37 protein-coding genes and 1 pseudogene are annotated in these 25,771 nt (G+C 32.4%); 31 read left to right on the forward strand and 7 right to left on the reverse strand.

Annotation, left to right across the window (positions count from 1 at the left end; genetic code table 11):
- Positions 1-71: 71 nt before the first annotated feature.
- Together HMPREF1210_RS02860 and HMPREF1210_RS02865 are read right to left on the reverse strand one after the other, a co-directional pair.
- Positions 72-320 carry a hypothetical protein gene (locus tag HMPREF1210_RS02860; protein ID WP_016427100.1) on the reverse strand — a complete coding sequence of 83 codons (249 nt, stop codon included), beginning with the start codon at positions 318-320 and terminating at the stop codon, positions 72-74.
- Positions 321-339: 19 nt separating this feature from the next.
- On the reverse strand, positions 340-660 hold the full coding sequence (locus HMPREF1210_RS02865; protein WP_016427101.1) for a winged helix-turn-helix domain-containing protein: 321 nt from the start codon (positions 658-660) through the stop codon (positions 340-342).
- Positions 661-839: 179 nt separating this feature from the next.
- Between HMPREF1210_RS02865 and HMPREF1210_RS02870 the strand changes: the two genes are divergently transcribed.
- From HMPREF1210_RS02870 to HMPREF1210_RS02895, 5 genes are all read left to right on the forward strand, one after another.
- A complete protein-coding gene (locus HMPREF1210_RS02870) occupies positions 840-1,271 on the forward strand; it encodes a hypothetical protein (protein WP_016427102.1) in 432 nt (143 codons plus the stop codon).
- 98 nt (positions 1,272-1,369) lie between these two features.
- Entirely contained in the window at positions 1,370-1,795 is a 426-nt protein-coding gene (locus HMPREF1210_RS02875) for a hypothetical protein (protein ID WP_016427103.1), read from the forward strand.
- 465 nt (positions 1,796-2,260) lie between these two features.
- On the forward strand, positions 2,261-2,464 hold the full coding sequence (locus HMPREF1210_RS02885) for a cysteine-rich CWC family protein (protein WP_016427104.1): 204 nt from the start codon (positions 2,261-2,263) through the stop codon (positions 2,462-2,464).
- 209 nt (positions 2,465-2,673) lie between these two features.
- The gene (locus tag HMPREF1210_RS02890) at positions 2,674-2,862 is read left to right on the forward strand and encodes a hypothetical protein (RefSeq protein ID WP_016427105.1); all 189 of its coding nucleotides are present in this window, start codon (positions 2,674-2,676) and stop codon (positions 2,860-2,862) included.
- Positions 2,863-3,032: 170 nt separating this feature from the next.
- Positions 3,033-3,365 carry a hypothetical protein gene (locus HMPREF1210_RS02895; RefSeq protein WP_016427106.1) on the forward strand — a complete coding sequence of 111 codons (333 nt, stop codon included), beginning with the start codon at positions 3,033-3,035 and terminating at the stop codon, positions 3,363-3,365.
- 81 nt (positions 3,366-3,446) lie between these two features.
- On the opposite strand, the gene xerA is transcribed toward HMPREF1210_RS02895, so the two are convergent.
- Complete coding sequence (gene xerA, locus HMPREF1210_RS02900) at positions 3,447-4,286, reverse strand: site-specific tyrosine recombinase/integron integrase (RefSeq protein ID WP_016427032.1); 840 nt, start codon at positions 4,284-4,286, stop codon at positions 3,447-3,449.
- A gap of 418 nt (positions 4,287-4,704) precedes the next feature.
- On the opposite strand from xerA, the gene HMPREF1210_RS02905 reads away from it, so the two are divergent.
- The 6 genes from HMPREF1210_RS02905 (at position 4,705) to HMPREF1210_RS02935 (ending at position 9,098) form a co-directional block, all read left to right on the forward strand.
- Positions 4,705-5,067: a YxiJ family protein gene (locus HMPREF1210_RS02905; protein ID WP_016427107.1), complete on the forward strand. Its 363-nt coding sequence runs from the start codon at positions 4,705-4,707 to the stop codon at positions 5,065-5,067.
- 129 nt (positions 5,068-5,196) lie between these two features.
- Positions 5,197-5,583 (forward strand): DUF5071 domain-containing protein, encoded by a 387-nt coding sequence (locus HMPREF1210_RS02910; protein WP_016427108.1) that lies wholly within the window; start codon positions 5,197-5,199, stop codon positions 5,581-5,583.
- Positions 5,584-6,767: 1,184 nt separating this feature from the next.
- Complete coding sequence (locus tag HMPREF1210_RS02920) at positions 6,768-6,992, forward strand: hypothetical protein (RefSeq protein WP_016427111.1); 225 nt, start codon at positions 6,768-6,770, stop codon at positions 6,990-6,992.
- Between the two features lie 214 nt (positions 6,993-7,206).
- Complete coding sequence (locus HMPREF1210_RS02925; RefSeq protein WP_016427112.1) at positions 7,207-8,106, forward strand: aminoglycoside phosphotransferase family protein; 900 nt, start codon at positions 7,207-7,209, stop codon at positions 8,104-8,106.
- Positions 8,107-8,213: 107 nt separating this feature from the next.
- A complete protein-coding gene (locus HMPREF1210_RS02930) occupies positions 8,214-8,438 on the forward strand; it encodes a DUF3953 domain-containing protein (RefSeq protein WP_036659332.1) in 225 nt (74 codons plus the stop codon).
- 234 nt (positions 8,439-8,672) lie between these two features.
- Positions 8,673-9,098 (forward strand): membrane lipoprotein lipid attachment site-containing protein, encoded by a 426-nt coding sequence (locus tag HMPREF1210_RS02935; RefSeq protein WP_036659333.1) that lies wholly within the window; start codon positions 8,673-8,675, stop codon positions 9,096-9,098.
- A 304-nt stretch (positions 9,099-9,402) separates the two neighbouring features.
- Here the strand turns inward: HMPREF1210_RS02935 and HMPREF1210_RS02940 are convergent, their stop codons facing one another.
- A complete protein-coding gene (locus HMPREF1210_RS02940) occupies positions 9,403-9,858 on the reverse strand; it encodes a hypothetical protein (RefSeq protein WP_016427115.1) in 456 nt (151 codons plus the stop codon).
- Between the two features lie 259 nt (positions 9,859-10,117).
- On the opposite strand from HMPREF1210_RS02940, the gene HMPREF1210_RS02945 reads away from it, so the two are divergent.
- The gene (locus HMPREF1210_RS02945) at positions 10,118-10,867 is read left to right on the forward strand and encodes a hypothetical protein (RefSeq protein ID WP_016427116.1); all 750 of its coding nucleotides are present in this window, start codon (positions 10,118-10,120) and stop codon (positions 10,865-10,867) included.
- Positions 10,868-11,052: 185 nt separating this feature from the next.
- On the opposite strand, the gene HMPREF1210_RS02950 is transcribed toward HMPREF1210_RS02945, so the two are convergent.
- Positions 11,053-11,487, reverse strand: a complete 435-nt coding sequence (locus HMPREF1210_RS02950) for a DMT family transporter (RefSeq protein ID WP_016427117.1) — start codon at positions 11,485-11,487, stop codon at positions 11,053-11,055.
- 355 nt (positions 11,488-11,842) lie between these two features.
- On the opposite strand from HMPREF1210_RS02950, the gene HMPREF1210_RS02955 reads away from it, so the two are divergent.
- From HMPREF1210_RS02955 to HMPREF1210_RS03025, 15 genes are all read left to right on the forward strand, one after another.
- Positions 11,843-12,031, forward strand: coding sequence for a hypothetical protein (locus HMPREF1210_RS02955; RefSeq protein ID WP_016427118.1), 189 nt, complete (start codon positions 11,843-11,845; stop codon positions 12,029-12,031).
- A gap of 267 nt (positions 12,032-12,298) precedes the next feature.
- Positions 12,299-12,520, forward strand: coding sequence for a hypothetical protein (locus tag HMPREF1210_RS02960; protein ID WP_036659334.1), 222 nt, complete (start codon positions 12,299-12,301; stop codon positions 12,518-12,520).
- Positions 12,521-12,960: 440 nt separating this feature from the next.
- A complete protein-coding gene (locus HMPREF1210_RS02965) occupies positions 12,961-13,455 on the forward strand; it encodes a hypothetical protein (RefSeq protein WP_036659335.1) in 495 nt (164 codons plus the stop codon).
- A 227-nt stretch (positions 13,456-13,682) separates the two neighbouring features.
- Positions 13,683-14,030 (forward strand): hypothetical protein, encoded by a 348-nt coding sequence (locus tag HMPREF1210_RS02970; RefSeq protein ID WP_016427121.1) that lies wholly within the window; start codon positions 13,683-13,685, stop codon positions 14,028-14,030.
- 159 nt (positions 14,031-14,189) lie between these two features.
- Positions 14,190-14,504, forward strand: a complete 315-nt coding sequence (locus HMPREF1210_RS02975; protein WP_016427122.1) for a hypothetical protein — start codon at positions 14,190-14,192, stop codon at positions 14,502-14,504.
- A 137-nt stretch (positions 14,505-14,641) separates the two neighbouring features.
- Positions 14,642-14,836, forward strand: coding sequence for a hypothetical protein (locus HMPREF1210_RS02980; protein WP_016427123.1), 195 nt, complete (start codon positions 14,642-14,644; stop codon positions 14,834-14,836).
- Between the two features lie 615 nt (positions 14,837-15,451).
- Positions 15,452-15,850 carry a hypothetical protein gene (locus HMPREF1210_RS02985; RefSeq protein ID WP_147640282.1) on the forward strand — a complete coding sequence of 133 codons (399 nt, stop codon included), beginning with the start codon at positions 15,452-15,454 and terminating at the stop codon, positions 15,848-15,850.
- Between the two features lie 207 nt (positions 15,851-16,057).
- The gene (locus tag HMPREF1210_RS02990; RefSeq protein ID WP_016427125.1) at positions 16,058-16,936 is read left to right on the forward strand and encodes an AraC family transcriptional regulator; all 879 of its coding nucleotides are present in this window, start codon (positions 16,058-16,060) and stop codon (positions 16,934-16,936) included.
- Between the two features lie 291 nt (positions 16,937-17,227).
- Complete coding sequence (locus HMPREF1210_RS02995; RefSeq protein ID WP_147640283.1) at positions 17,228-17,611, forward strand: hypothetical protein; 384 nt, start codon at positions 17,228-17,230, stop codon at positions 17,609-17,611.
- A gap of 191 nt (positions 17,612-17,802) precedes the next feature.
- Positions 17,803-18,477, forward strand: coding sequence for a hypothetical protein (locus HMPREF1210_RS03000; protein WP_016427127.1), 675 nt, complete (start codon positions 17,803-17,805; stop codon positions 18,475-18,477).
- A 144-nt stretch (positions 18,478-18,621) separates the two neighbouring features.
- Positions 18,622-19,125 carry a DinB family protein gene (locus HMPREF1210_RS03005; RefSeq protein WP_016427128.1) on the forward strand — a complete coding sequence of 168 codons (504 nt, stop codon included), beginning with the start codon at positions 18,622-18,624 and terminating at the stop codon, positions 19,123-19,125.
- A gap of 191 nt (positions 19,126-19,316) precedes the next feature.
- A complete protein-coding gene (locus tag HMPREF1210_RS03010; RefSeq protein WP_016427129.1) occupies positions 19,317-19,526 on the forward strand; it encodes a hypothetical protein in 210 nt (69 codons plus the stop codon).
- A 330-nt stretch (positions 19,527-19,856) separates the two neighbouring features.
- Complete coding sequence (locus HMPREF1210_RS18315; protein WP_231391043.1) at positions 19,857-20,105, forward strand: DUF4181 domain-containing protein; 249 nt, start codon at positions 19,857-19,859, stop codon at positions 20,103-20,105.
- 142 nt (positions 20,106-20,247) lie between these two features.
- Entirely contained in the window at positions 20,248-20,589 is a 342-nt protein-coding gene (locus HMPREF1210_RS03020; protein WP_016427131.1) for a hypothetical protein, read from the forward strand.
- Positions 20,590-20,678: 89 nt separating this feature from the next.
- Positions 20,679-21,110 (forward strand): hypothetical protein, encoded by a 432-nt coding sequence (locus HMPREF1210_RS03025; protein WP_016427132.1) that lies wholly within the window; start codon positions 20,679-20,681, stop codon positions 21,108-21,110.
- 217 nt (positions 21,111-21,327) lie between these two features.
- Here the strand turns inward: HMPREF1210_RS03025 and HMPREF1210_RS03030 are convergent, their stop codons facing one another.
- Entirely contained in the window at positions 21,328-21,933 is a 606-nt protein-coding gene (locus tag HMPREF1210_RS03030; protein ID WP_016427133.1) for a DJ-1/PfpI family protein, read from the reverse strand.
- A gap of 181 nt (positions 21,934-22,114) precedes the next feature.
- Here HMPREF1210_RS03030 and HMPREF1210_RS18320 point away from each other — a divergent pair.
- From HMPREF1210_RS18320 to HMPREF1210_RS03045, 4 genes and pseudogenes are all read left to right on the forward strand, one after another.
- Positions 22,115-22,270, forward strand: a pseudogene (locus HMPREF1210_RS18320) (HTH domain-containing protein); the annotation flags it as partial.
- Positions 22,271-22,399: 129 nt separating this feature from the next.
- A complete protein-coding gene (locus HMPREF1210_RS03035; RefSeq protein WP_016427134.1) occupies positions 22,400-22,783 on the forward strand; it encodes a hypothetical protein in 384 nt (127 codons plus the stop codon).
- Positions 22,784-22,916: 133 nt separating this feature from the next.
- On the forward strand, positions 22,917-23,879 hold the full coding sequence (locus tag HMPREF1210_RS17495) for an MBL fold metallo-hydrolase (RefSeq protein WP_016427135.1): 963 nt from the start codon (positions 22,917-22,919) through the stop codon (positions 23,877-23,879).
- Positions 23,880-24,214: 335 nt separating this feature from the next.
- A complete protein-coding gene (locus tag HMPREF1210_RS03045; RefSeq protein ID WP_016427136.1) occupies positions 24,215-24,862 on the forward strand; it encodes a hypothetical protein in 648 nt (215 codons plus the stop codon).
- 225 nt (positions 24,863-25,087) lie between these two features.
- Here HMPREF1210_RS03045 and HMPREF1210_RS03050 read toward each other — a convergent pair whose 3' ends face one another.
- On the reverse strand, positions 25,088-25,747 hold the full coding sequence (locus tag HMPREF1210_RS03050) for a lipoprotein (RefSeq protein WP_016427137.1): 660 nt from the start codon (positions 25,745-25,747) through the stop codon (positions 25,088-25,090).
- Between the last annotated feature and the right edge of the window lie 24 nt (positions 25,748-25,771).

The raw sequence follows: 25,771 nt of genomic DNA on the forward strand, positions 1-25,771 counted from the left end.
TTTAGGTTTACTAGATGTGATAAGAAGACCTTGGTTAAATACTTCTTGATCACCATATACAATCTAAGATTTTATTCTACTTCCTTTAGCATTTTCTCGATAACTACTAATCGATCATTTAAATCGTTCACACTTTTTTGCAATAATACTGTATTTTCACGTTCAAGCAACAGCTTATTATTTGCCCTTTGTTCGTACCTTTTAAAAAGTTTGTTAATTATAAATAAAGTTATTAATCCAATTACTAAAATCGGTAATAAACCTATAATAAAACTCAAAATTACACTGTGTTGTATAAAAATGCTCATTATTTCATTCATCCAAACAATCCCCTTTGTATTAATTCTTCTTTTTCATAGTTAAGGTAGAAGCTAATTTAAAAATTAATTCTTCATTGATTTCGTAATTAAATGAATTAAGCATATAGTATTTGGCTGCTTTACCACTTTCTAAAATTTCCATATCACTTGAAACAAGATTTGCCTCCTCTAATTTTTGTAAATGTAGGTATAGTAACGGTCTACTCATATTTAATTCTCGTGCAAGTTGGCTAACATACTGTTTTCCTTCCGATAATACAGCAATAATTTTTAGCCTTTGTGGGTTCGATAAAGCCTCAAAAAATTTAAGTAATTGGTCTCCTGAATTAAAATATATCATATGTAAGTATTTTATTACAGGTTGTTATTAAATGCAATATAAATTATGGAAATAATCTAAGTTCCTCTAATTGTCGTGTGGGCAGTTTACTGGATAATTAAGAAAGAGTTGTTGTTCAACTAACGGGTGCTTTAGTTGAATAACCAGCTGCCTCATTTTCAGAATAGGGGGTTTAATGTTTGACTAGTAAATCACGCAAAATCTTAGGTGTTATATTAATTGTTTTGGCAATGATTCCGATTAGTAATGCGGTTAAATATTTCACATCTCCTCCCATATTAGTCGGTTATTCTGAAAATAAAGATTGGAAGGTTGAATATGTTTCAACAGGACATTATTGGGAGGCTCAGTTGTTCCCCTTGAAACAGGGTTTAGGACAACCTGAAAATTTAGTTTTTATCGAAGGCAATCAAAGGAATGAATATCCAGGTAAAGGTTCGAAAAATGAAGAACCCAACGATGCAAGATTATATTACTACTGCAATACATTAGGAAGCAGTCCGAAAGATAATGTATCTTATAAATTTGAATTCATCTCGAACAATGGACAGAAACAAATGATAAATTTAAAAAGACAAAAAGAAGAATTTTCAATTTGGAAAATATTTTAGCCTTTAATAGAGGGCATACTGAATCGATATGGTGTTCCTTCTTCAACTAACGGGGCAGGTTAGTTCAATAAGGTAAACCAAAAGGAGAATGAATTCAAATGAGTTTGACGAATTATTTAGGTTGTAATTTCACGCTTCCAATTAGCGATGAAGAAATCGAGGACTTAATTATTGTAGGTAATAACTTTTCGAGTAAATATGAGAGAGAAAATGTTCGTAAACACATTACAACTAAACATATTTATGAAGTAGCTACTGCTGAAAGAATAGGTCTTTCTTTATACAAAGAGGATAAAAAAAATTCACCTCACAATTACCAAAAAAAACAACAATATTTGAAAGCTTTACTTGAAATTCTGGATAGTCATCTTGAGCAAGGAGACTATTGTGAATTATATACTTGTTGGGTTGGTGAGGAATCAGAGGAAAGAAACAAGGAATTAGACCAAACAATCCAAATCAGTATGTTTGATATGGATGACATTGAAGTAGCCGAGAAAACACTACTCACAATAAAAAAGTAATTCTTCAACTAACGAGGTGCATTAGTCAAAGATCAGTGAACAGCTTAGACGGATCTTCTTTCTTATTGAACTAACGGGGCAGGTTAGTTCAATAAGTGGTGTATTTAAAGATGAAAAGGTGAGGAAATGAAATGTTTAAATTGTGAAGGTTTCAATGAGAAAATACCAATAACATCGCCTTACCAATACTTTAATCTATTAAATCAACTTAAAGCGATAATAAGCCAGGGCACACTTGTACTTATCGAAGGTAATTGTGATATAAATGATTTGAAATCTGGTGGTACTTGGCCAAACGATAATATTTACCATACTTTTCAGTGTGAAAAGTGCACTAGAAAATATCAACTTTCAATTGAAACATACCATGGGTCAAATGGCGAATGGGATATATACAAAAATTAGTATGTATTATGTATTGAACTAACGGGGCAGTTTAGTTTAATAGGGGTGGAGGGGTTATAATTGGCTAATAAATATTGTCCTATATGTGGAGAGGAAAACGAATGTATGACAGGAAGAGTAGAACACGGTAACTGCTGGTGTGATACAGAAGGCGTATTTCCTATTGGAATCTTTGAGTTAGTTCCTACAGAGAATATAAGGAAGAATTGTATATGTAAAAAATGTGTAAATAAATATAGGGATGAAGCTGTAGCTTTGAAATAAAGTTGGATCATTTAAAACAAAGTTCGATAATTTCTAATATAAAAAAGTTTGATTAAAATTATCTCACCTCGATCTTTTCTTAGAATTGAGGTGATTTTTTTGTTGGATATTTATGTTAATATCACTATAAAGATTGTGAAAAAATGTACTTAAACTAACGAGGCAGGTTAGTTCAATAGGATCTCTCGCAGATTGGAGGAGGTATATAAATGAATAAATTAATTAGATTCTTGGATAAATACCTCATAGGCAGCGTAATGATTATTTGTGGGATATTACTTTTCATAATTACTCACGGTAAACCTTTTAAAGAAGTTGAAGACTCATTAGTTGTAGCCTATGCATTTGTTATAGGTGGAATTGTACATCTACTGTTTAAAGCGATTCAGAAACGGTAGATCATATTAGTTTGTAGTTATTCAACTAACGGGTGCTTTAGTTGAAGATCAGTGAGCTGCTAGTCAGCTTTTTTCTTATTGAACTAACGGGGCAGGTTAGTTCAATAAGATGCGGGAATAGGTAAGTTGATTATCGAATACCTAAGTATCTTCGATTCGGGGGGAAGTGTATGTACGATTACATAAGTATTCATTCAGATAAATTTGCTTCATTTATTAAAACTGATGTCATTGGAAATTTCTTAATATTAAATATGAATTGCACTAAACTAAGTACATTGGTGTTTACTAAGGAGTTAAGTGGCTCCAGTATCATAATTAGAGGAATTAATGCTAATTTACAAGGTAATTATGCGTATGATTCCGCAGATGAATTTACAGGGATAAATTTAATTGAGATTGAATTTCCAGATAACTCTGATGGTGCTTTGGAGGATGAAATATTGAAAATTGCACAGAAAATTTCAAATGAGTTTTTATGGAAAATTGATTTAAGAGAGTAAATAAGTAAGCTTTCCTTATTAAAGTAACGGGTGCTTTAGTCAATATAGAGCAACGTCATTTAATGACGTTGCTCCTTTTATTTAAAAGTACTTCTGATAATATTCTTTCCGTAACCTTCCACTTAGTTGAGCGTAAATTCGGGTAGTTTCACTCTTCTCGTGACCCAGTAGACTTTGAATGACTTCGATGGGTGCTCCATTATTCAACAGATGAGTAGCATAGCTGTGTCTGAGTTGATGGGGATGGATCTCTTTATTAATTCCAGCACGATTTGAAATCCTCTTGATGATGTACCTCATTTGGGCGACACTCATTATATGGGGGTGTCTTTCAGTGACAAAGATGGCTGGGTCATTGTCAGTGCGACTGTCCATATAGCGTTTAAGCCATATGTCGCACCGTATATTAAAATAAACTTCCCTCTCCTTATCGCCTTTTCCTCTGACTATTGCAGATCGATTGGACCAATTAATATGGTTCTTTTCTAACGAAACGATTTCTCCGATCCGACAACCCGTCGAAAACATTAACTCAAAGATTGCTTTTTCAATTGGTAAATGACAGGCTTCACGCAAAAGTTCGATTTCCATTTCGGTTAAATACTTGGGTATCCGCTTGCCCACTTTCGGTTCTTTAATTTTTGCAGCTGGATTCTTAAGTATGTTGCCTTCTTCATGGGACCATCGGAATAATGATTTCAGAAATCGGATTCTATGTGCAAGACTTGCTGGTTTTAAATGCTTCCCTGAAATCGCAAGGTATTCTTTCAATTGAATTGTGTCCAGAGTTGTTATTTCAATATCCTTAAAATATTCAATAAGTAATGACAATTGGAGCCGATAAGCCTTTAAGGTCTGTGGAGAAAAGCCTTCAATCCTTTTATCAGATTCAAATGCTTCCCATGCTTTTGACAGTAGCAATTTTGTTCCCCCTCAAAAAAAGTATCGTTAAAGGAAATATTGCCATTTCTATCGAAATTAAGACATATTGATAGTTTAATAACGGGTTAGGATAGTTGAAGGGGTGAAGAGGTTGGATAGACAAAGAACCTTTTTCTATGGGTTTATAGTTGGTTTTATATTAATGATTTTTCCTATACCCTCCTTTTTCTTTTGGAGAGACGTCATGGAACATGTTGAATTGATTTTTCGATATTTTGGATTTTTAATGTTAGTAGTATGTGGAATTCCATTAATTATTGATGTTATTCGAAACTTTACTATTAAATAAATCCCTGTGGAGTTCTTATTGAACTAACGGGGCAGGTTAGTTGAACAAGGTTTTTTCAGTTTTAGATATATTTATTAGGAAAATGAATTACATACAGGTGGGGTAGAAATGAAAAATGATTTTATCAGTGAACTTGAAAATCTTTATAATACAGAATTAATGAATGAATTCCCAAACGAAGATATTGAACAGATTGAAAAAGATTTCGAGGATAGTATCTCAGAAGAAGATTGGCTGGATGCAGATTTTAATGAATTTTGTATGCTTATCGCAGGAAGTTCCTCTTATGTATTAGGTAATAAAAAAATCCCTAATAATCAACTGCAATTCCTATATAAAGACTTTTTTTCACTTTATCCTAAACATTCATTTTTAAAAGATTCTGTAAGTAATTATCCTCATTTTTATAAAGAACTTGTAAATTTTGAAAAGGCACGAGAATTATTACTCGTTATTATTCAGAATAAATAAGTCTTGATGAACTAACGAGTTCTTGAGTTGAAGATCAGTGAGCTTATTGAACTAACGGGCAGGTTAGTTCAATAAGGATTGATATAATAAATAGATTGCCATGTATAAAAACCTAATGGAGTGATACATATGGAAAGCTTTAAAGATATTTTGCCTAGACATAAAACTGATGATGATAGAGTTGAAATGATTAAAAAAATGGATAGAGATAAAATATTACCTTTACTGCCTGGCCTCCTCGAATGGATACAAGATATTAATTGGCCAGTGGCACCAAGCGTATTGGAACTGCTTTTAACTTTTCCAGAAGAAGTTGTTCCACATGTGCAAGATGTTTTATCTTCAGATGATGATAACTGGAAGTGGTATATACTTCACTTTTTAGTTATTGAATTGCCAGTAGAGTCGAGAGTTCAGTTTAAAGAGTATTTAACAAGAGTGGCCGAAACACCCACACAAAATGAACTCGAAGAAGAACTTGATGAAATCGCAAAAGAAATTTTAGAAACAATCTAAAATAAAATAATCCATTCTTCAACTAACGGGGCAGTTTAGTTGAATATATATATGAAATTATAGAACATGAAAGCTAACAGTTTTCATGTAAATTATAGTTGTTTATAAATATTGAGTAAAGAAAGAACAATAATTACAATTCCACATATCAAATAGAGATAAAAAGATTTTTTGCTATTTATTTCGGTGTTTGAAAATAGAAGAAATGATATTCCTAATAAAATGAAACCTATATCAAAAATGTATGGAAAAGATTTTATAGAAGACGAAATGAAATGAGAAAGCATTAAACCAACAGCTATGGTACTTAAAACTAGTGAATAAGCTACGTATTTACTATTTGGTCTTAGCATGTTATTTTCCTCTCCATTCTGCTATTGCTAAAATTTGTATCATGCAAAGTACATCTCATTTGCCAATGCTTTTATCTGAAATTAATAATTAAAGGTATATTTGTAATACGTACCATAAAATGGATAGTTTCATTTTTCATATTTTTTATTATTAGCCCACTTAATTCTTTGGGACGATTGTTACTCTTATTCAACTAACGGGTGCTTTACTTCAAGAAGGAGAAAAGCATTTTTTGCATTTTTTCTTATTCAACTAACGGGGCAGTTTAGTTTAATAATATTTTGTAAATGGGAAGGAGAGTATTTATGTTAATTATGCTTTGGCTTGTCGTACCGTTATTAGGAGTTGTATGGTTTTTAAATTTCACTACTTTTTTGAAGAACTTAATGAATGGAAAAAGCACTCATAACCAAAATGTTTTAGGAGCAGTCTTAACGTTTATTTTTATCTTTGCTCTAATGTACTGCTATGCTGGAACACACTAAATAAGATCAGTTCAGTTCTATTATGCTCACTACTGAATAAAAAAGATTGTGAAACATTGCACTTAAACTAACGGGTGCTTTAGTTAAACAAGACCATCATTTCGATGGTCTATTTTTACGTCCAAAACATCAATTAGATTTCGGCCATCCATTGTGAATTGTTACACTTAAACTAACGAGGCAGGTTAGTTCAATAAGAAGGCTTTTTTGGAATGTTGTTGAATAAGTTAATATATGTAAATTTTTGAACAATAGGGGAAGGTGTTCAGGAGTCTCATATTTTGCTATCTAAATACGAGATTCTTTTTTATGTTATTTCGTCATTTAATATAAAGGGGCAAATTATTGCAAAACCCTAAAGGAGCAGATTATTTGATTACCGTTTTAGAAAACATAAAGGATTTAACTTTTATATTAATATTCATTTCCAGCATTATTTATCGTAGGCAACTTAAGCTAACTAAGTGGAAAAGAAAACTTTCTAAAGGCGAAATGACAATGTATTTAATTACTACAATTGCACTTCCTATTTACGGAATTACTTATTTTATTCTTCTATTGGGAACATAAAATGCGTTGTTTTATCCAGTTATATAATAACCTTTTGTTCAGTCCTTCTAACAAAATCCTCAACGGATGCTGTTCACTGAGCTGCTTAAACAAAATCGATACGGTTTATTTAACGAAGGTTAGAGTAATTCTTCTTCAACTAACGGGGCAGTTTAGTTGAAGAACGTTTTTAAGGGTTATGGAAGATAATATCCATTAGGATTTAGGAAAAAGAATGGAGAGGTGTTTAGTGATTATAAATATCGATTTAGTAACAAGACTAATAAAGGAACAATTTCCCGAGTGGTCTCATTTAGTAATAGCACCTGTAAAAAATGGTGGAAATGATAATAGAACATTTCATTTAGGTAAGCACATGATTGTAAGGTTACCAAGTGCAGCAGGCTACGCTCCTCAAGTGGAAAAGGAACAAAAGTGGATTCCGGTATTAGCTGAAAAACTTTCCTTGTCAATTTCTATGCCAATAGCTAAAGGATATCCAAATGAAGAATATCCTTGGTCATGGTCCATATATAAGTGGCTTGAGGGAGAACACTTATCTCATAGTAATATTGATGACCTTAATCGACTTGCTAAAGACTTGGGGACATTTTTAAATGAGTTACAAGATGTTGATGTTAGTGGAGGTCCTTTAGCTGGTAGGCATAATTTTTATCGGGGTGCGTCACTAGCTATATACAATAAAGAATCCCAAGATGCTATTGAGAACAACGAAGAGACTTTTGATGTAGGTATGTTGAGTGAAATATGGAACTTAGCTTTAAATTCCGAATGGGAGTCAGAGCCTGTGTGGGTTCATGGGGATATAGCCCCTGGAAATTTGTTAGTTAAGGATGGAAAGCTCTGTGCTGTTATTGACTTTGGTATATTGGGAGTAGGAGATCCTTCATGTGATGCAGCAATGGCTTGGACTTTCTTTGATGAAACCAGTAGAAAAGTATTCAAGGATATAATAAACATGGACGAAAGAACTTGGAATAGGGCAAGAGGATGGGCTTTGTGGAAAGCATTAATAACATATGATGCCTACAAATATTCTGATAATGTGAAAGCAGAAGAAGCATATAAAACTATTTCGACAATAATAGAAGATTACAAAATAAACTTATTATGAAATCTTCTTATTCAACTAACGGGTGCTTTACTTCAATAAGGAGTGAAGCCTTTTTTCTTATTGAACTATCGGGGCAGTTTAGTTCAATAATTCGAGGGGGAATTGAGTTGAAAATTATTAAAATAATTCTTGCTTTAGTTGTAATAGCAATTTCAGCATACGGCTTAATTACTAAAGATTTTTTGTATGGTCCAATATTATCTTTATTGCTTGGAATTTTTATTGCAATTATAGGAATAGAGGAATTTAAAAATAAAGGTAAAAATAGTTTGGGTATGTTTTTTATACCAGTATCATTATTAGTTATTACGGTGGCTTTATTTAGTTTCTAATTAAATTTAGGGAGAAATTTTCAACTAATTCAGTGTAAAGTCCTAAATAAATAACCAATTCTATTAAAGTTTGTGAAGTATCTTACTTAAACTAACGGGTGCTTTAGTTAAAGATCATCGGGCTGTTTAAACAGCCATTTTTCTTATTGAACTAACGAGGCAGGTTAGTTAAATATACAAGTATATAAAATACGGATTCTTATGGTGGTAAGGTATCCAAAGGGGATTTTAAATGTGAAAAAAATATTTGTTTTGTTATTGACGTTATTTATATTTACTGGTTGTTCAAATACAACTGTCGAGAAAGAAGAAAATAAAGATTTACAAATTGCTGATGCGATGGCTTCTATCGGTGGAGTGGATGAAACATTGGATAAGCAAAAGTTAAGTTATGAAATGACTATAAGCAACGAAGGGAAATTACCAGTAGTTGAAGAATCTATTGAAATTGTTTTAACTGATTGGATTAATGAAAGACTAATGGAGAATGAAATTACAGAGAAAAAATTTAATGAAGACAACATTATGGTTAAAGGCTATGTGATTTTCGACACGAAAGATTTATCAAAAAAGGATATTTTAGAAAATGAACCGTTTATTGATGGAATTAAAATTAGCACCGAAGATGATGGGGAAATCTTTATTAAAAGTAATTTCTAATAAAAAATGTTTAATGAAACACTAAGCTCTTTTGTTAATTGTTATAAGATGCCTTATTCAACTAACGGGTGCTTTAGTTAAAGTTCATCGGATTGCTTAAGCAGCCCTTTTTTATTGAACTAACAGGGCAGGTTAGTGGAACAAGTGAGAATAGATGTTTTAATAAGAAAACCATTATAAAAACCACCAAGTTCAATGGTGGTTTAGTTTGTTTATAAGGACTATCGTGCAGATGGTAATGGTCTCTGAGTATCGACCTATACTCGGGTTTAGGATTTTGTACTTTAAGGATAATAAAAGCGATTTAATCAGTTGGATTATTATCGGATAGTTCATCTTCTCCCACATTGTCTTTCCATCCATTAAATTCACCATTTAATACAGCTTCTTTTTTGGCGGTTCGCCCAACTCCACCATTCAAAAATTTACCTTTTAAATCATAAATAGCATACTTCGTTATGAGCATATGCTTATCTTCGTAAATAGAAGCAAAAAAATAAACCTCAATATCTGGATAATCGTAAGATAAATCTCCAAAATTATACTTGTCTAGTTCTTTCTCAAGATCACGTAATTCACTACTACCATTAAGTTTTTTCCTGATATTTAATGTAGCATTTTGATATTCTTTGTACTCGTGTTCATTTTTTGACAATGAAGAATAAAATTCATCTTCTGGTTTATCTTTCGCAAACACATTCCAAGCTACGTTCAACGAGAGAAAAGTGGTTAATAAAATTATAATAAATTTGCTTTTCAAAATTTCTACACCTCCTTATTCTCATTATTCTCAGTTTCGTTAACTTCATACGAAAAATTTTATGATAAAACAGCTAAGTTATGAGCTGTTCAACTAACGGGAACTTTAGTTGAAGTTCATTCAACTGCTTTCACAGCTCTTGTTTAACTAACGGGGCAGATTAGTTGAACAAGAATATTATTTTATCTCAAGGAAATCCTACCTTAAAAAGTAGGTGATTTGATGAAAAAAGCATCAGTATTGCTATTGCTTAACAACTATGTTGTATATCCATTGGGAAAGAACACCAAGTGCAGAGGCAATAAATGAAGATAGTGTAACTAATGCTTCAAATAGTGGTGAATTAGTTAGAGACTATATTATTGCATTAACTAAAAAAGATGAAAAACTGGCGAGAACATATTTATCTTTAAATGTTAAGATTCCTGAGATCAGGGAAGAAACGCCGATAAGGGGGTTCTCGGGTCTACCTTCACCAAAAGAAAATGTTATTGTGTCCCTTGCCTATTTCGATGATGAAGAGAGTTCCAACAGAATAGCTTTTATTTGGGAAATAGCAATCAGTAAAGATGAAATAACGGATATCAATGTTGTGTATGATGGTTCCAATCCGTTTATGAATGAATTACATATCATAAAGGAATATAAAAATAAGAACAAAACAGGGATACTTACCGCATCTGAATTTCCTTTTGAAATTACTCATGTAGATGGAAATGTAAACAATGATATTCTTATGTTAAGATATAAAAATGTTAATTTTAATGGATTGTTACAGATAAAAGTAGAACCAAACACCGTTGGTTTAAAGTCATTAAAACGCGAGAATGATCAATTTTATACATTGAACAATGGAATTAAAGCATTATATCAACCAAACTATCCTCCTGGTCATCAACTTGTGTTTCACCATGCCAATTTAAAGTATTCAATCGGCTTAAAGGGTACACAAAATCAAAATATCATAGTAGATGATTTACTTAAAATTGCTAATTCAATGTTTAGGTGAAATGAAGGCATTAATCCAAGAAGGATTAATGCCTTTTTTGTTGAACTTCTTTTTCATTTTATATTTGAGAAAAGGGATGTTAATCATCCCTTTTCTTTCATAATCGTTCAGTTCTTTTTCTTGATTATTATGGATTCGTAATTAATGCTACTGACAAGCAGACTCTATTAACCTGTTGCAATTGACTACTTCTGGTTATATAAATAAATGGAACCGAACATCAGCAAAATTGCGATTGCTTTTTTTATGTTTAAAGGATATGTTTGGCCTCCGAATAAACCGAAATGGTCAATGATGGCTGAAATCAAAATTTGTCCAGCAATAATTGAAAAAAAAGCAGCGGTTACGCCAATTTTAGGAACTGACATGACCAAGATAAATACGTAAAAAGCTCCCAGCAATCCACCAATCAATTGCCATTTAGGTACTTCATTGATGGCAAACAAATTGCCTTTTCCAAAACATAGCATCGTAATCAATAAAGCAATTGTTCCGATTAAAAAGGATACAAAAGACGCTTCGATAGTGCCTACTTTCTTACCTAATCCACCGTTAACAATCGCTTGAATGCCAATTGCGACTCCTCCAGCGATTGACATCAGTAAATACATCCACTTCATCGAACACAACTCCTTCATATATTCCATAACCCTATCATACATCGAACAATGTCTATATTAAACTACTGAGTCTGTCCTCACACTCGCGGATGAGTGTAGAGTATCTTGTCTATTAAATGAAAAGAATCAAAAAATATCGTCCTTAGTTTAAATACAATTGTGTTTTTTTCTACATAAAAAAACCTCAATCAACACGGTTTTAATGGAAAGGTATATAAACACCTTTTGTATTATCTGAAAAATTAAACAAATCGTCACCGCAAAACCATCGCAATCAGAATGTGGAAACGTCAAGATTCGTGCTAGAAAGTATGGGAGTAGACAGTACAATTACTGAAAAGCGAGGTATCACGGTATGACATACTCGTTAGTGATTGATAAGAAAAAAACCATTCCATGTAACGAACAACTCGAAGCGGATGTTTTATACACAGCCACTACACTTTCCAAATATGGAGGTTGTATTGTAGACGTATATCAACAACAACAATTAGTTGGTCGCTATGAAAAGGGAAGAATGGTTGGAATATATCAAGTAGCTTAATAAAAAAAACAATGTCCTGGTGTAGTTTTGAAATAAAGATGCGATGTTTTGAATAAAGTCGCGACGTTTGCAAAAAAGTTGCGTTGATATCCGAGCAGGATTAACGCTTTTTTGGTTGAACTTATTGAACTAACGGGGCAGTTTAGTTGAATAAGAAAATGGATTTTGTTTAATCGAAGTGGAAAAATTAAGTAATCTGGAACCTTAATTCGTTTCAAGCGTATTAAAGGAAAGGTTAGAAGAAAGTAATATACGGGGTGTAGGTAAATGAGTGAACGATTTGAATTGAGTTTTAAAAATAAGGAAGTAAGAATGTGGTTTTATTTGGCGGTACCAGCGTTTATTATTGGAAGCATCATTATATTTTATGGTGAACAAAAGTATCAATATATTCGTTTGTTAGTGTTAGTAATAGCATGGACTATCTTTTATATATGGCGTTTTTTTTACCGTAAGGAACAGAAGAAAGAAGTAAAAAATTCATCCTAAGCTAACGGGTGCTTTAGTTAAAAATCATCGGGCTGATTAGCAGCCCTTTTTCTTATTGAACTAACCAAGCAGAGAGGTTAATTCAATAAGTTGTTCATGAGTACACCTAAATAAGGAGGACATTTTCTTTGCATACTGATTACAAGTGTAGCGTGAAAATTAATTTTGAAAATGGTGATGTTAAAATCGAAGTTTTAGGAGAAGGAAAAATAGTGATGAACTTTTAAATCCATTAGGAGAAACTGTAAAAAAGTATTATTACGATTTTTCGTTATTAATAAATGAAAAGATTTAAAAATGGTAAGAGTTCTAAAGAAAGCAAAATAGATTCTAGCCATACTGAAACAGAAGATTGGTTACCACTTTGTTCAACTAACGCAGCAGCTTAGTGAAAAATGGAAAATAATATATCACTCAAATAAATAATTAGGATGAATATGGTGAAGGATAAAAAGGAACGTTTAAAAGAGTTGCTAGACAAGCAAAAACAAAAAGGAATAGAAGAAGAGGAAAAAAGAGAATACGAAACTGTTTTAGAGGAAGTTAATGAGTTATTTCCGAATACTGATTCTGAAGAGGAAGTAGAAATTTTATCAAAAGAAGATTCTAAAAGAATCACAGATGAATTATTTGGAGAATTTCCATTTGGTAATAATGGAATTGAATGGACACTTATGTTTTACAAAACTATATTTTCTAACTTTATTGATTATGAAAGTGTATTAGCAGAACTAGTAATTAAAAATCATAAAGTAAATAATGAAATATGTTATATTATTGACCTTAACTTTCAACATGTCATTAAAACAAAACTGATTAAAATTATTCACAGAGTCGAAGAGGTTAGAAATTGGGACAGATATATTTATTCACCTCAAATTAAATTGATTATTGAATTCCCCTCCAATGATATAGCAGTAGGATGGAAGGAATAAGTGTCTACAACCTAAGAATGTGAAGATTTACACTTAAACTAACGGGTGCTTTAGTTAAAGATCATCGGGCTGTTTAAACAGCCCTTTTTCTTATTGAACTAACGGGGCAGTTTAGTTGAACAAGGAATTATTTGAAACCTTGTTAATAAAATTAAAGTCTAAGTGGTTAGGGGGGGAATATAGATGAAAAGACATTTGGTCTTATTTTTTTTATTGCGTTCGCTTTAGTGGGATGTGAATTAGAAACAAAAACACTTTCCCAATTCTATGAGAAAGACCTTGATGATGTAACTAAGATAGTGATAGTAGATGGGAGTTCGGGATATAAAAAAACAGTCACTGAGAATGAGATAATAAAGGAATTCTTAGGCGAAATAAAAGATATAAAGTTCATTCCAGATGAGAATCAAGAAAAAAGAGTGGGTTGGCGTTATTCAATTACTCTTTTCCAAGATGATGAACAAACATTCAAGTTCGGACTGACAGAAGTAAATGAAAATTACTATTATACTGAACCAGATATTCATCCAATCGTTGAGGATTTTTATGAAAACCTTGATGTACAAGAGAAATAATTTCTTTATTTCCTTATTCAACTAACGGGTGCTTTACTTCAAGAAGGAGTAAAGCATTTTTTGTATTTTTTCTTATTAAACTAACGGGGCAGTTTAGTTGAACAACAATTTATAACTTTAATACGTATTAAGCATCTAATTTTTCAAGGGAGTGTTATTGTGAAAAATAAAATCTCAATAAGTTTTTTATTATTTATTTTTTTACTTATTGCTGGTTGTTCTAATTATCAAGAGAGCTTTACTTTCACAGGAACAGTAGAGGAGATACTTGTTGAAGAAGAAATGTTAGTTATTAAAGAATATGGCGGGGTTGATGAAGGTAGAAAAGACGGAAAAGTATACGAAATACCTGTTGATGATGTGGAGAGATATAGCATTGGGCAGAAACTAGAAGTAACTGTCTCTTCAAAGACTGATGAAGATGTTTGGGATTTAGACCATATGAAATTCAATATAAAAACAGTCGAAAATTAAACTTCTTATTCAACTAACGGGCTTTAGTTGAAGACCCTCGGTGCTAAGATTAGAAAATTACAGTTTAAGATAATAATGCGTATTTGAGTAATTTCTAATAATTTTTTTACCTACGTTAAAATCTTGGGGGAACAGAAATGAAAAAACTCGGGTATACATTTATTATGGCAGTTATTGCTTATGTATTAGCTCAACTTTACATTATTTCTATGGATGGACATGTAAATTTTTTCTTTCTTATAGGGTCTCTTAGCGTATATTTAGTCTACTTTTTTATTGGATTTCCAACTTTATTGATTACAGAAAATAAATCATCAATTGGCGCTAGATGAAAACGATATTTCTGGGCTACATTAATTGGAACCTTTCTATTTATTTTGTTGTATTTTAGATTATCGGAGCATCCAGGCTTGTTTCTCAAACTCATCCTTCCAAATAGCTTTTTAGTTGGTGGAATAAGTGGAATTCTATTTTTTACTCCTATTGAAATGATGCGAGCACTTAAGACTAAGGTGGATCAAGGGAATTAAATTGCCAACGAATATTCAGAACGTAGGATACATCATTATAATTTTGAATTGATTGCATCCAATAAACGGCATGAAATAAACTAATGGAATTGAAGATTTGGAGAGGACCATGTGAGTGCGTGGATTGAAAGTATAAAAGTTGGTTCCACTTTAATATTAATAATTTTAAATAACCTTCTTCAACTAACGGGGCAGGTTAGTTATATAAGCTATTAACAATATCTATCCTAACGGATTGTGGAACAAGGATAAACGAAGTTAGAAGTATGGGGAAAGGTGAGATCGAAATGGAGTTCAAATATTATCTTAGTGGAATTGGCTGGGCTACTTGTATTGTGTTATTTAACTAATTGTTTAGATGATTTTCTTAAGTCATTAATGTATTTAAACTCTTTTTGTGTCCCAAAAGATGAGGTAATGAAAAAAACTAAGTGTGAATGGGAAGGTGAGCCAGAGGGAATTGTTTGGTCTTTTGAATTAAAAGAAAACCAAATACTTTTTATTGAGGTAGTGCATTATGAAGAATTAGGCAGCAAAGATAACTCTCAAACACTAATTAAAACTGAATATCCATATGATGAATTCTTAAGAATTGTTTTAATTGAGTTAGATGCCTTAATTAAAAGACACGGAATTATTGGCTACAGAGAACAATGGTATGATTTTGATTTCCCCTTGAGTACCTTCCTTAAACTGAAGCATTATACAATTAATAAGCAGAAATACCCTGTGAAAAAAGTTTCAGGAGAGCTTGATGAAGAAACAAGAAGTAACCTGAAATATGATTCTGAATTATTGTTACAAAAAATCAAATAAGTCTTATACGGGTCCTTTACTTCAATAAGGAGTGAAGCCTTTTTCTTATTGAACTAACGGGGCAGTTTAGTTGAAGAGATGAGAAATTGAAGGTGGTCAAAAACAGAAAGATAAGTAGATTTATACATATAATAAGGAATTTATCTTAGCAATATTTATCAAAAATTCTTTCTATTTATTCGTTATGATGATTTTGAGGTGAGTGAGTTGTATTACAGTGAAATAACGCAAAAAACAGTCTCTTTTATCGAAGGCAATCTGACGGAAGAAATCCAAATGGATATTTTTCCTTCCGTCATTGGTTATTCGAAATATCACTTATCACGTGTATTTAAACAAGAAACAGGGAAGTCGATTGGGGAATATATACGTTTACGTCGTTTAGCGACGGCTGCATCATTTCTGTTACAAACAGATGAATCAATTTTAACAATCGCCTTCTTATTCCGTTTTCAATCTCAAGAGGCATTTACACGAGCGTTTAAAGATGTTTACGGCTTACCGCCAGGAAAATATCGTCAGGTGATGATAGTTGTACGAATGATAAAGGAGGAGAATGATATGAACACACAAGAACAAATTCAAGGATGGAACTTAAGTGGTTCTAATCCGGAACTGTATGAATTAATAGTAGACGGGGATGTATTCCACACAGGGACAAAATCGGGATTGCTTTATGCGAAAGGTGAGGCAAATGAACAACAATTTGCGACAATGATGCAAGGTTTCCAATCAGATGATTACAAAGGAAAACGAATAAAGATGTCATGTTTCTTAAAAACAGAACAGGTGACAAAATGTGGTGCTTGGCTTCGAATTGATAATTTTTCTGGTGATACAATTCAATTTGATAATATGGATAATCGTTCTATTCAAGGTACTACAGAGTGGAATCACTATTCTATCATTTTAGATGTTCCAGAAGAAAGTGTCTCCATTCACTTTGGCGTTTTACTTATTGGCGAAGGGAAAGTATGGGCAGACGGTTTCAATTTTGAGGAAGTGAATAAGAAAGTAGCTACGACGAATATGCTTTCACAAGACCATTTACCGAAACAACCAAGTAATCTAGATTTTAATGAGTAATGACTGTAAAAATTTGATTACTTTGTAGGTAATGCTCTTATTAAACTAAATGGGCGTCGATCCAAGACGGATTAACGCTTGCTAAGAACAGAATGCAAATAAATAATATTAGGCTAAATGAATTGGCATATAGGGCTACATTGGCAGCTTATTGAGTATTTTCGACGCGTTGATCCAAGAAGGATTAACGCTTATTTTGTTGAACTTCTTCAACTAACGGGGCAGTTTAGTTTAATAAGGAACTTAATACTTTGGTAAAATTTTAGATGGAAGAAACTTGTTTTTAGGAGGATGGATTTGAAAAAAAATTTTTTGACAATGCTTTTGTTACTTATTCTAATGACCGGTTTAATTACATTAAGATTCGGTAGTGCTTTGTTTCAAGAGGGGAATCCTATACCTATACTGACTTCAATAATGGGTCTCGAACTTTCAAATAGTGATTATGAACAATTTTCTGAATCAAAGATTCGTAATAGGTATGTATCACCGAATACTGGAAATTCTCGATACAATGTCATAAAGGAATTTATGAAGGAAAAGGGATGGGATTATAAAGAACAAATGGGTTCAGGACTTGTCTTTGAAAACGATGAAGAGACCTTAGTTGTAGAAACCAAACAATATTCAAAACACTATATTTTGTGGAATATTCCAAGTGAATTTTTTAACTAACAGGTGCTTTACATCAATAAGGAGTAAAGCATTTTTTCATATTACAAAGAGACAGGATAATGTATAGGGCATTTTGTTTTATTGATAGGCCCTTAGAAATGGGCATACAATAAATGAACGAGAAAATTCCTTCGACACCTTTGTGATGCGAACCGGTGATATATCAATAAATAAAGAGGGAGCTTTGATTCTTGAAAAGAAATATTGCCTTAGTGAGTACACTTGGTTGTATGTTATTGGGTGGAATATGGATTCATCATCAGCATCAAGAAATTGTAGTTGCTTCAACTGTTAAATCTGAGAAAGAACAATCGGATGAGGTTCTGATCCAGAATACCCGGATGTTATCAAAACAAATAACAATTCAACTAAAGAAGGAACAAAATTTAGATATAGCAGGAATCAGTATAAATCACCAAAGTAAAGACATTGGTGTACGGGTAAATGGTACCCCGCAGTATCTGAATAAAGTGGAAAATGACATTAAGAGGATAGTTGAGATGTTGGCAGAAGAAACAATTTTTAAGGATTATGCAATCGGAGCTTATATTCAAATAACAAATGATAACAAAGCTGAATTAGAACAAATGGGGCAATTGAGTAAATTAATAAATACAATTCAAGAGGACCTAAAAGGTAAAGGCTTCGTAGAAATTGAAAATGTACTTATAGAAAAAAATTATAAGATGTTAATTGTGGTAATAAACACAACCATCCAAAAAAACGATTCAGCAAGCATCGATCGTGGAAAGGAAATTGAAAAAGAAGTTAAGGGCGCGTTAAAGGAAGTTAAATCCTCTTTAATAACTGAGACTGTAACAGTACAGGTTATAGTCAATAACTTTAGTCGCAAAAAAATAAATTAAATTGAAGATAAAAGTTCGTTAAATTAGTCTTCTTCAACTAACGGGGGCTTTAGTTAAAGAAGGATTATTATAAATAATACAGCATATAAATATTGTGGCATCAAATGTCAATACTAAATCAAGTGGAAATGGAGGGAATTTAATATGACACACCCAGCATTAAAAATGTACAACTACCACGTATGGGCAAATGGAGTTATAATTGATCGTTTAAAAGAACTTCCAAAGGAAATTTATCATAAGGAAATTCAGAGTGGTTTTTCTTCGGTATCAAAGGTGTTGTCTCACATTTATCTCACAGATTATGCATGGTTTGACATTATCTCAGGTAAAAGTATGAATGATGCAATGGCGTTCACGAATCAATTAAGAGAACATGTGGAAACGAAAAGTATTGAGGAAATGAAAAAAATATTTCTAGACTTAGCTGAACGAAACAAAGCACTTCTGAAAAGTCAAGAAGATATTGAAAAGTTGATTGTGGTGGATAATCCATATGCTGGGTTGCTTGAAACTTCTATTTCTGAATCGGTACTACACGTTGTCACTCACGGATCATATCACCGTGGCAATATAGCTACTATGTTGCGGCAAATGGGGCACACCTCCGTTATGCAAGATTTCGGACTTTACCTATATTCAAAATAGATGAGAGTAACTCAAGCACCATCCACTTTAAATGGAACAGTTCCTCAACTAAAGGGTGCTTTACTTCAATAAGGAGTGAAGCATTTTTCTTATTGAACTAACGGGACAGGTTAGTTGAAGAGGAAGGAGTTCTTTTATTTCATCGATCTTAGTAATATAATTAAGGAATATTTAAAGAAAGGAGTAGAAAAATGGAAAATAACTCTTTGCACATCAGAAATTACAATCGTCATAAAGAACATAATAAACGTGTAGCTGAATTTCATAAAAACCACGCTTCTCAAATAGCCAATGGAGAAAACGGAAATAGTTGGTTAGCTAAACTAGAAAGATATGTTTATAACAAAGGAATGACTCTTTTTAAGATAGTAAAAAAACATTTAATCAACTGTTCCTTTTAGGTACAGTTCTTTTTTTTGAAATTGATGATTATTTTGTTACACAGTTTAGGTCAACTCTACAATAAGTCTTCTTCAACTAACGGGTGCTTTAGTTGAAACTCAAAGAGCTGTTTTATCGGTTCTTTTTCTTATTAAACTAACGGGGCAGGTTAATGGAATGGGAGGAGTTGTATGTTCTGGGTAAAATTCGGTTTAATTGCGATAATTGTTTTTGTCCTTATTTCAATAGTCAAGCTTCTTCTGAGGAAGCTACTCAAAATTGAGAAAGTAAAATAAGAGCTATTTTCCTATAATCATATAAACGATTTACATCGAAAAATTGAAAAAGGTTTGAGAATTTTTTCTGCGATTGCTCTAATACTTCTATCTTGTGTGCTGTTGTATTATTTTGAAGATTTAATTTACCTGGTTTTAATTGCAGTAATCGTTTTTATGGTATTGGATTATTTGGTAAGAGCATTTTTCGAGTGGAAATATACACAATATCCGAAACAATCTATTTTAACTTTAACTGAAATGTTTTTAATTTTAATAGCAATAATAATCGTTATTGAATTTAAATTACTTGGTTCTTATTAAGCTAACGAGGTGCTTTAGCTGAAGATTATTTAAGCTTCTTAGACAGCTCTTTTTCCCTATTCAACTAACGGGGCAGAATACTTGAATAAGAAAAATGAAAAATATTGTTAAAATGAAAGTTCAAACCAATAGGGGGGTAATTATGATTGATGATAAAAAAATGAACCAATTTACATTAGTTGATGTTATTGAAAGGAAAATACAATTCACAAATACAAATACTATATACGATAAAACAGAGTTTAAAGATATTAATGAAGGTGAATTGCTGGCTAATTATGATATGTTGGCGGATGTTAAAGAAATGAAGGAAAATGAATTTGTAAGTAAGTACCTAAATATAATAAATAAACTTACGGTACAGTTTGAAAACGAAGAACTTACGGATAAAAGAGAGATAGAAAAAATGTCTGGATATAATAATGCCATTGTCTCTATCTTAAAGTGTATAAACCCGATTTATGAGTATTATTTAGAAGATTAGTCCATCAAAATTTAATTTGTCTTATTGAACTAACGGGTGCTTTAGTTGAATAACCAGCTGCCTCATTTTCAGAATAGGGGGATTAATGTTTGACTAGTAAATCACGCAAAATCTTAGGTGTTATATTAATTGTTTTGGCATTGATTCCGATTAGTAATGCGGTTAAATATTTCACATCTCCTCCCATATTAGTCGGTTATTCTGAAAATAAAGATTGGAAGGTTGAATATGTTTCAACAGGACATTATTGGGAGGCTCAGTTGTTCCCCTTAAAACAGGGTTTAGGACAACCTGAAAATTTAGTTTTTATCGAAGGCAATCAAAGGAATGAATATCCAGGTAAAGGTTCGAAAAATGAAGAACCCAACGATGCAAGATTATATTACTACTGCAATACATTAGGAAGCAGTCCGAAAGATAATGTATCTTATAAATTTGAATTCATCTCGAACAATGGACAGAAACAAATGATAAATTTAAAAAGACAAAAAGAAGAATTTTCAATTTGGAAAATATTTTAGCCTTTAATAGAGGGCATACTGAATCTATATGGTGTTCCTTCTTCAACTAACGGAGCAGGTTAGTTGAAGAAGTAAGATAAAAATTACATCAAAATTCAAGTGAGCATAAGATTCGAATAATTTTCTTTTAAAAAGGTGCTTGAGAGTAAATATTGTAAAGGTAAAGTGCACATAAATTCCTATCTTAAGGATTATGTGCATTGTGAATATTTGATATTTATGAATTTGTTTTTTCTGCCTCGTAATAACCTAATTTGTGGAAATTGTAAAGTTGATTAATATGCTCCTTAGGATATGCTTCTAATAATTCAAGAATTTCTTTTGCAAATTCTAATGAAGCTGTTCCATTTGCGGTCACAATTTTTCCGTCAGTAACTGCTTGCTCTAGTACATAATTCATTTCATTTCTGTAGTGATCTTTTGCATAAGTTTTCAAATCATTAAGATCATTGCTTGTATGCTTTATTTCATTTAACCATCCATTGGCTCCCATAAAAACTGTTGCATCACATATGGCCCCTAATGGAATATCCATAGTAAGTGCCTTTTCCATTATTGGAATGACGTTATTGTTTAGTGGCTTACGCCAAGAGTTTCCCCCAATTAGTATTAAACCATAAAAGATTTCAGGTATACTTTTTAAGGTGTAATCTGGAAGGACATTTAATCCGCCGATTGACTTTATAACACCCTCACTTACACTAACTATCTTAGTGATGTACTTGTCTGTATTATTTAAAAAAGCTGCTACATAAGACATTTCCCAATCAGCGAATTCCTCCAACACTACAATTAAAATCTCTTTTTTCTCAGTTTGGTTCATTCTTAATCCCTCCTAATTAATTTATAAAAATTCTATTAATTTGATACTGTCTTCAGTATATATTGTAATAGTGACAAATGATGACACAATTAGCAAAAGGATGAAAATTTTGAGTAAGGCAATTAGATTAAATGAATTAAGGCTGTATATTAATCGAGTCTAAAAGTTTAAGGTAGATGATTTAGCAAAAGAATTTAATGTTTCAAGAAGAACGATTCTTAGGGATTTAGAAGAACTAAGTATTTTAGGGGGTCCATTAATTTCAGAGGTAAGAGCTAATGGAGGATATCAAGTTTTGGAAGAAAAAAATCTACTTGCTGTCTCTTTTACAAATTAAACAATAAAAACAACATCAGAATTATTAAATAAAAAAAATTATCAATTTAGTTCAGTAAGTATTAACCCAACTACATCTAATCCAATTATTGAGATAAGAATTGAAGGAACAAAAGAGTACTTTAATGCAGTGAAGAATGAAATCAGAATACTTGTAGCTGATGCAGTTTCTTCAAAAACAAATATAAATTTTGATGTTAAAGTAAATAGAAGAAGTGAAAATGAAATAAGAGATGAAAAATGGCATCCGGTTTTCACGAGCGTAAGGGAAGAAACCGCTAAAAATTTTGAGGAATTTAAAGGGTTTGCCTATTCCTTCCACCCAGAACCTTTACAGATTATCATCAAAACAGATTTGGAAAAATCTAAGTGGTGGTGGAATTCCGATGAAAAAGTAAAAGAAATAGAAAAACATGTACTAGAGATAATTAAACTTAAAAGTGAAGAATTATTAATCGAAGAAATACCTCATGAAATCATAATAAGTGGTAAAGAGAATAAGAAATTGAATTAAAAAGAACACTTTTTTATTTGTTGAGTTAAAAGCGTTTTTCTTCTTCAACTAACGGGGCAGGTTTGTTGAAGAAGGATTATCCTCCAAGATTATCGAATAAAAGGAAACCCGGGTTGTGGAGGAGGAATAGCTTATGAAAAAAAACAGTATTATTTTCTTTGAAAGAAATTTTCCAAGTGCAAACATGATCCTTATTAAAGATCAACTGCCCATCCTTATTGATACCGGTTTTGGGAGTGAAGCGAAAGAGACAGAGCAATTAATTAAAGAAGCAGGCGTTTCACCAGAAGAATTACACCTTATTGTGAATACGCACTATCACAGTGATCATGTAGGAGGCAATTTTCATCTTCAAAAAAATTATGGTGTTTCGATTGCTACGCATAAATGGGAAGCCGATTTAATTAATTTTCGTGACCCTGAAGCCTGTAGTGCAGAATGGTTAGATCAGCCTGTAGAACCTTATCGAGTCGATACAAAGCTCTCAGATAACGATGAGATTAATACAGGAAGTAGAACCTTGAAAGTCTTGCACACACCAGGTCATACGTTAGGGCATATTTCTTTATATGAACCTGAAGAAGAGATATTAATTTGCGGGGATCTCTTTCACAAAAATGATATTGGATGGTTAAATATCTTTCGAGAGGGTGTCACATCTATCCAACGATCTATAGAAAGTTTGGATCGGTTGTCCATGCTCCGGATTCAAAAGGCATATTCAGGACATGGACCTCAAATGGAGAATCCTCTGGATGCCATTGATGCTGCAAGAGAAAGGCTTGAAAAGTGGCTCAAGATGCCAGAAAAAATTTCATGGCATGCCTGCAAGAGAATTTTTTCATTCACGTTAATCATTAAAAACGGATTGGCAAAAGAAGAAATCGATAACTACCTGCTATCGTGTGGTTGGTTCCAAGATTTTGCACGCCACTCTTTCCAACTTCAGCCAGAAGAATTTATTCAAATCCTACTCGATGAAATGATTCGCTCGGGAGCAGCAAACTGGCACAATAATCATTTAATAGCCGCCACCCCATACCAAGCACCACAAAAAAATTGGCTGAATAAGAACATAAAGCCGAAAGATTGGTAACCTCAGGGATTAGGGTCTTAACTGCAAGATAGAACGTGCAAAGCACCTAAGGCTGATGCTACAACCAGAGTGGAATTAATCTCCAATGTCAGAAACTGAAGGGCTCTTTGGCACCATAGTTCATCGACCATCCTCACACATCCGCCTCGGCCTGTATCCATTTTCATCCTCTGTGGTGCAGTGCTGAATTTGCGTTGCATGGATGGCTAACGGAACAGGATAGTTTACTAAAATGTAACTGAATTACTGTGGAAAATCCTAATCAAAAACAGCTATATGAATTCACGGGGATAAAAAAGCACTAACAATCAGTAGTGAAAAAAGGGAGAAGAAGGTTGAAATATTTTAATTATAAAAACTCTGTTTCTGCTTTAATAAAGGAAGAGAGCGAGAAAATCGAAAATGTTGACATAGAAAATGTTGCATTTTTCAAAATGATGATTGAACGATATGAAATGGCGTTGAGAATTACCAGACATTCCGTAAGAAGAAAGAAAATTATTACACAAATTAATATGTTAAAAAATAAGAATATGTTTTGGGCGAACGTCGTTACCGATAGTTCTAAAATTAGGGAAATATACATTGATGAGAATATAACTGAACGGGAGTTTGTTGAAATAATTTCTGAATTATACAAACAAGAATTTTTTATCTATGCGATTATTCCCGAATGGGAGGAGGAGTTACTTAATATTCTCTCCAACCAGTTCGTTTTAGTTAAAAACATTATATTACCTAACGTATTTCCAAAAAGCACAGGTTATGTTGGTTTCGTTAAAGACAGCCAAAAGCAATTCGTTTATGAATTTTATTTAAGGTCTATGAGTATGGCTATAGTTTTTTCAGATGAAGATGTTTCTAAGCACTTGGATAATACAAGTAACGAAAATATTGATATTCATAATATTTTCGAATCAAATGAAATCTCTCATATAACAATAGGCTCTGATGGTGGATGGTTAAATATAACTGAATACTAAACAAACGTGGGTTAATAAAGTTCTGGCAGTTCCGGAAAATCTGCAATCATCTATATTTGCTGGCGAAGCTGATTCAATTGAAGAGGCTAAAGCTAAGAGTTACATGGAAAAAGCAGTTTTCTTCAAAGGTGAAGAAAACTGCTTTTTATATTAAACTTATCAGGAGTTATGGGATTTTTAATAATTCCTTCTGTTTAATTCGGGATATCGGGGAAGAGGGTTATATTAGATATCCAATTTTATAGTTTTCGCTTTTTCAACGTGTTCACCCACGCCATCAAGAACATCACTTGTTAGAATTTCAATTGACTTAATATCATTTGTGTTTTCCAAAATAAACCCCATACTGCCTTTCTTAACATCATTTCTTTGTATTTCACCAGTCATTTCTTCGAGAAAAATGTCTTCTTCCCATGTTTTCAGCTCACCTTTATTCGTCTTAACAAAAGCAACTGGTGTGAATTTTATGTCCTTATCAGATGTATTTTTAACTTCAATTCCTACTTTAATAAAATCAAACTCTTCTTCATGAGTATAGGAATGGAAAAAGTCAATCATGCTGTAATCCGGAACGAAATGTAGCAACTTAGCATCTTTTAAAACCATTTCAACCCCACCTATATTAACTGTCTTATTTAAGAGTTTATATGATTTTAAAGTGAGTTCGCCTTTGGCATCGGTAACGGTTTCTCCAACTGTCACAAGATTAATGTCATCCGTTATTTGAGGATTCGGGACATATACATCTTCTTGTACATTAAGTTTTTTTTCCGTTTGGTCGATAGTTTTGACCTGATTCTCAGTAGCTTTGTCCTCGGTGGTATATACTGATGAACAGCCTGAAAGAACTAATAATAGAATCAAGAAAAACAAGTATCTCTTCATAGGAATCCCCCTAGCATAATAAAA

Origin of the sequence: Paenisporosarcina sp. HGH0030 (assembly GCF_000411295.1) — a bacterium.
Taxonomy (GTDB): domain Bacteria; phylum Bacillota; class Bacilli; order Bacillales_A; family Planococcaceae; genus Paenisporosarcina.

Excerpts from the sequence above, each read along its gene's own strand:
- HMPREF1210_RS02960 (WP_036659334.1), top strand. The coding sequence starts at position 12,299 with ATGAGTGAACGATTTGAATTGAGTTTTAAAAATAAGGAAGTAAGAATG.
- HMPREF1210_RS02995 (WP_147640283.1), top strand. The coding sequence starts at position 17,228 with ATGGATTTGAAAAAAAATTTTTTGACAATGCTTTTGTTACTTATTCTA.
- HMPREF1210_RS02985 (WP_147640282.1), top strand. The coding sequence starts at position 15,452 with ATGAAAAAAACTAAGTGTGAATGGGAAGGTGAGCCAGAGGGAATTGTT.
- HMPREF1210_RS02955 (WP_016427118.1), top strand. The coding sequence starts at position 11,843 with ATGACATACTCGTTAGTGATTGATAAGAAAAAAACCATTCCATGTAAC.
- HMPREF1210_RS02895 (WP_016427106.1), top strand. The coding sequence starts at position 3,033 with ATGTACGATTACATAAGTATTCATTCAGATAAATTTGCTTCATTTATT.
- HMPREF1210_RS03005 (WP_016427128.1), top strand. The coding sequence starts at position 18,622 with ATGACACACCCAGCATTAAAAATGTACAACTACCACGTATGGGCAAAT.
- HMPREF1210_RS02945 (WP_016427116.1), top strand. The coding sequence starts at position 10,118 with ATGTTGTATATCCATTGGGAAAGAACACCAAGTGCAGAGGCAATAAAT.
- HMPREF1210_RS02875 (WP_016427103.1), top strand. The coding sequence starts at position 1,370 with ATGAGTTTGACGAATTATTTAGGTTGTAATTTCACGCTTCCAATTAGC.
- HMPREF1210_RS02905 (WP_016427107.1), top strand. The coding sequence starts at position 4,705 with ATGAAAAATGATTTTATCAGTGAACTTGAAAATCTTTATAATACAGAA.
- HMPREF1210_RS02950 (WP_016427117.1), bottom strand. The coding sequence starts at position 11,487 with ATGAAGTGGATGTATTTACTGATGTCAATCGCTGGAGGAGTCGCAATT.
- HMPREF1210_RS02910 (WP_016427108.1), top strand. The coding sequence starts at position 5,197 with ATGGAAAGCTTTAAAGATATTTTGCCTAGACATAAAACTGATGATGAT.
- HMPREF1210_RS03030 (WP_016427133.1), bottom strand. The coding sequence starts at position 21,933 with ATGAACCAAACTGAGAAAAAAGAGATTTTAATTGTAGTGTTGGAGGAA.
- HMPREF1210_RS03020 (WP_016427131.1), top strand. The coding sequence starts at position 20,248 with ATGATTGATGATAAAAAAATGAACCAATTTACATTAGTTGATGTTATT.
- HMPREF1210_RS02860 (WP_016427100.1), bottom strand. The coding sequence starts at position 320 with ATGAATGAAATAATGAGCATTTTTATACAACACAGTGTAATTTTGAGT.
- HMPREF1210_RS03050 (WP_016427137.1), bottom strand. The coding sequence starts at position 25,747 with ATGAAGAGATACTTGTTTTTCTTGATTCTATTATTAGTTCTTTCAGGC.
- HMPREF1210_RS17495 (WP_016427135.1), top strand. The coding sequence starts at position 22,917 with ATGAAAAAAAACAGTATTATTTTCTTTGAAAGAAATTTTCCAAGTGCA.
- HMPREF1210_RS02865 (WP_016427101.1), bottom strand. The coding sequence starts at position 660 with ATGATATATTTTAATTCAGGAGACCAATTACTTAAATTTTTTGAGGCT.
- HMPREF1210_RS03010 (WP_016427129.1), top strand. The coding sequence starts at position 19,317 with ATGGAAAATAACTCTTTGCACATCAGAAATTACAATCGTCATAAAGAA.
- HMPREF1210_RS02890 (WP_016427105.1), top strand. The coding sequence starts at position 2,674 with ATGAATAAATTAATTAGATTCTTGGATAAATACCTCATAGGCAGCGTA.
- HMPREF1210_RS02980 (WP_016427123.1), top strand. The coding sequence starts at position 14,642 with ATGAAAAAACTCGGGTATACATTTATTATGGCAGTTATTGCTTATGTA.
- HMPREF1210_RS02925 (WP_016427112.1), top strand. The coding sequence starts at position 7,207 with ATGGAGAGGTGTTTAGTGATTATAAATATCGATTTAGTAACAAGACTA.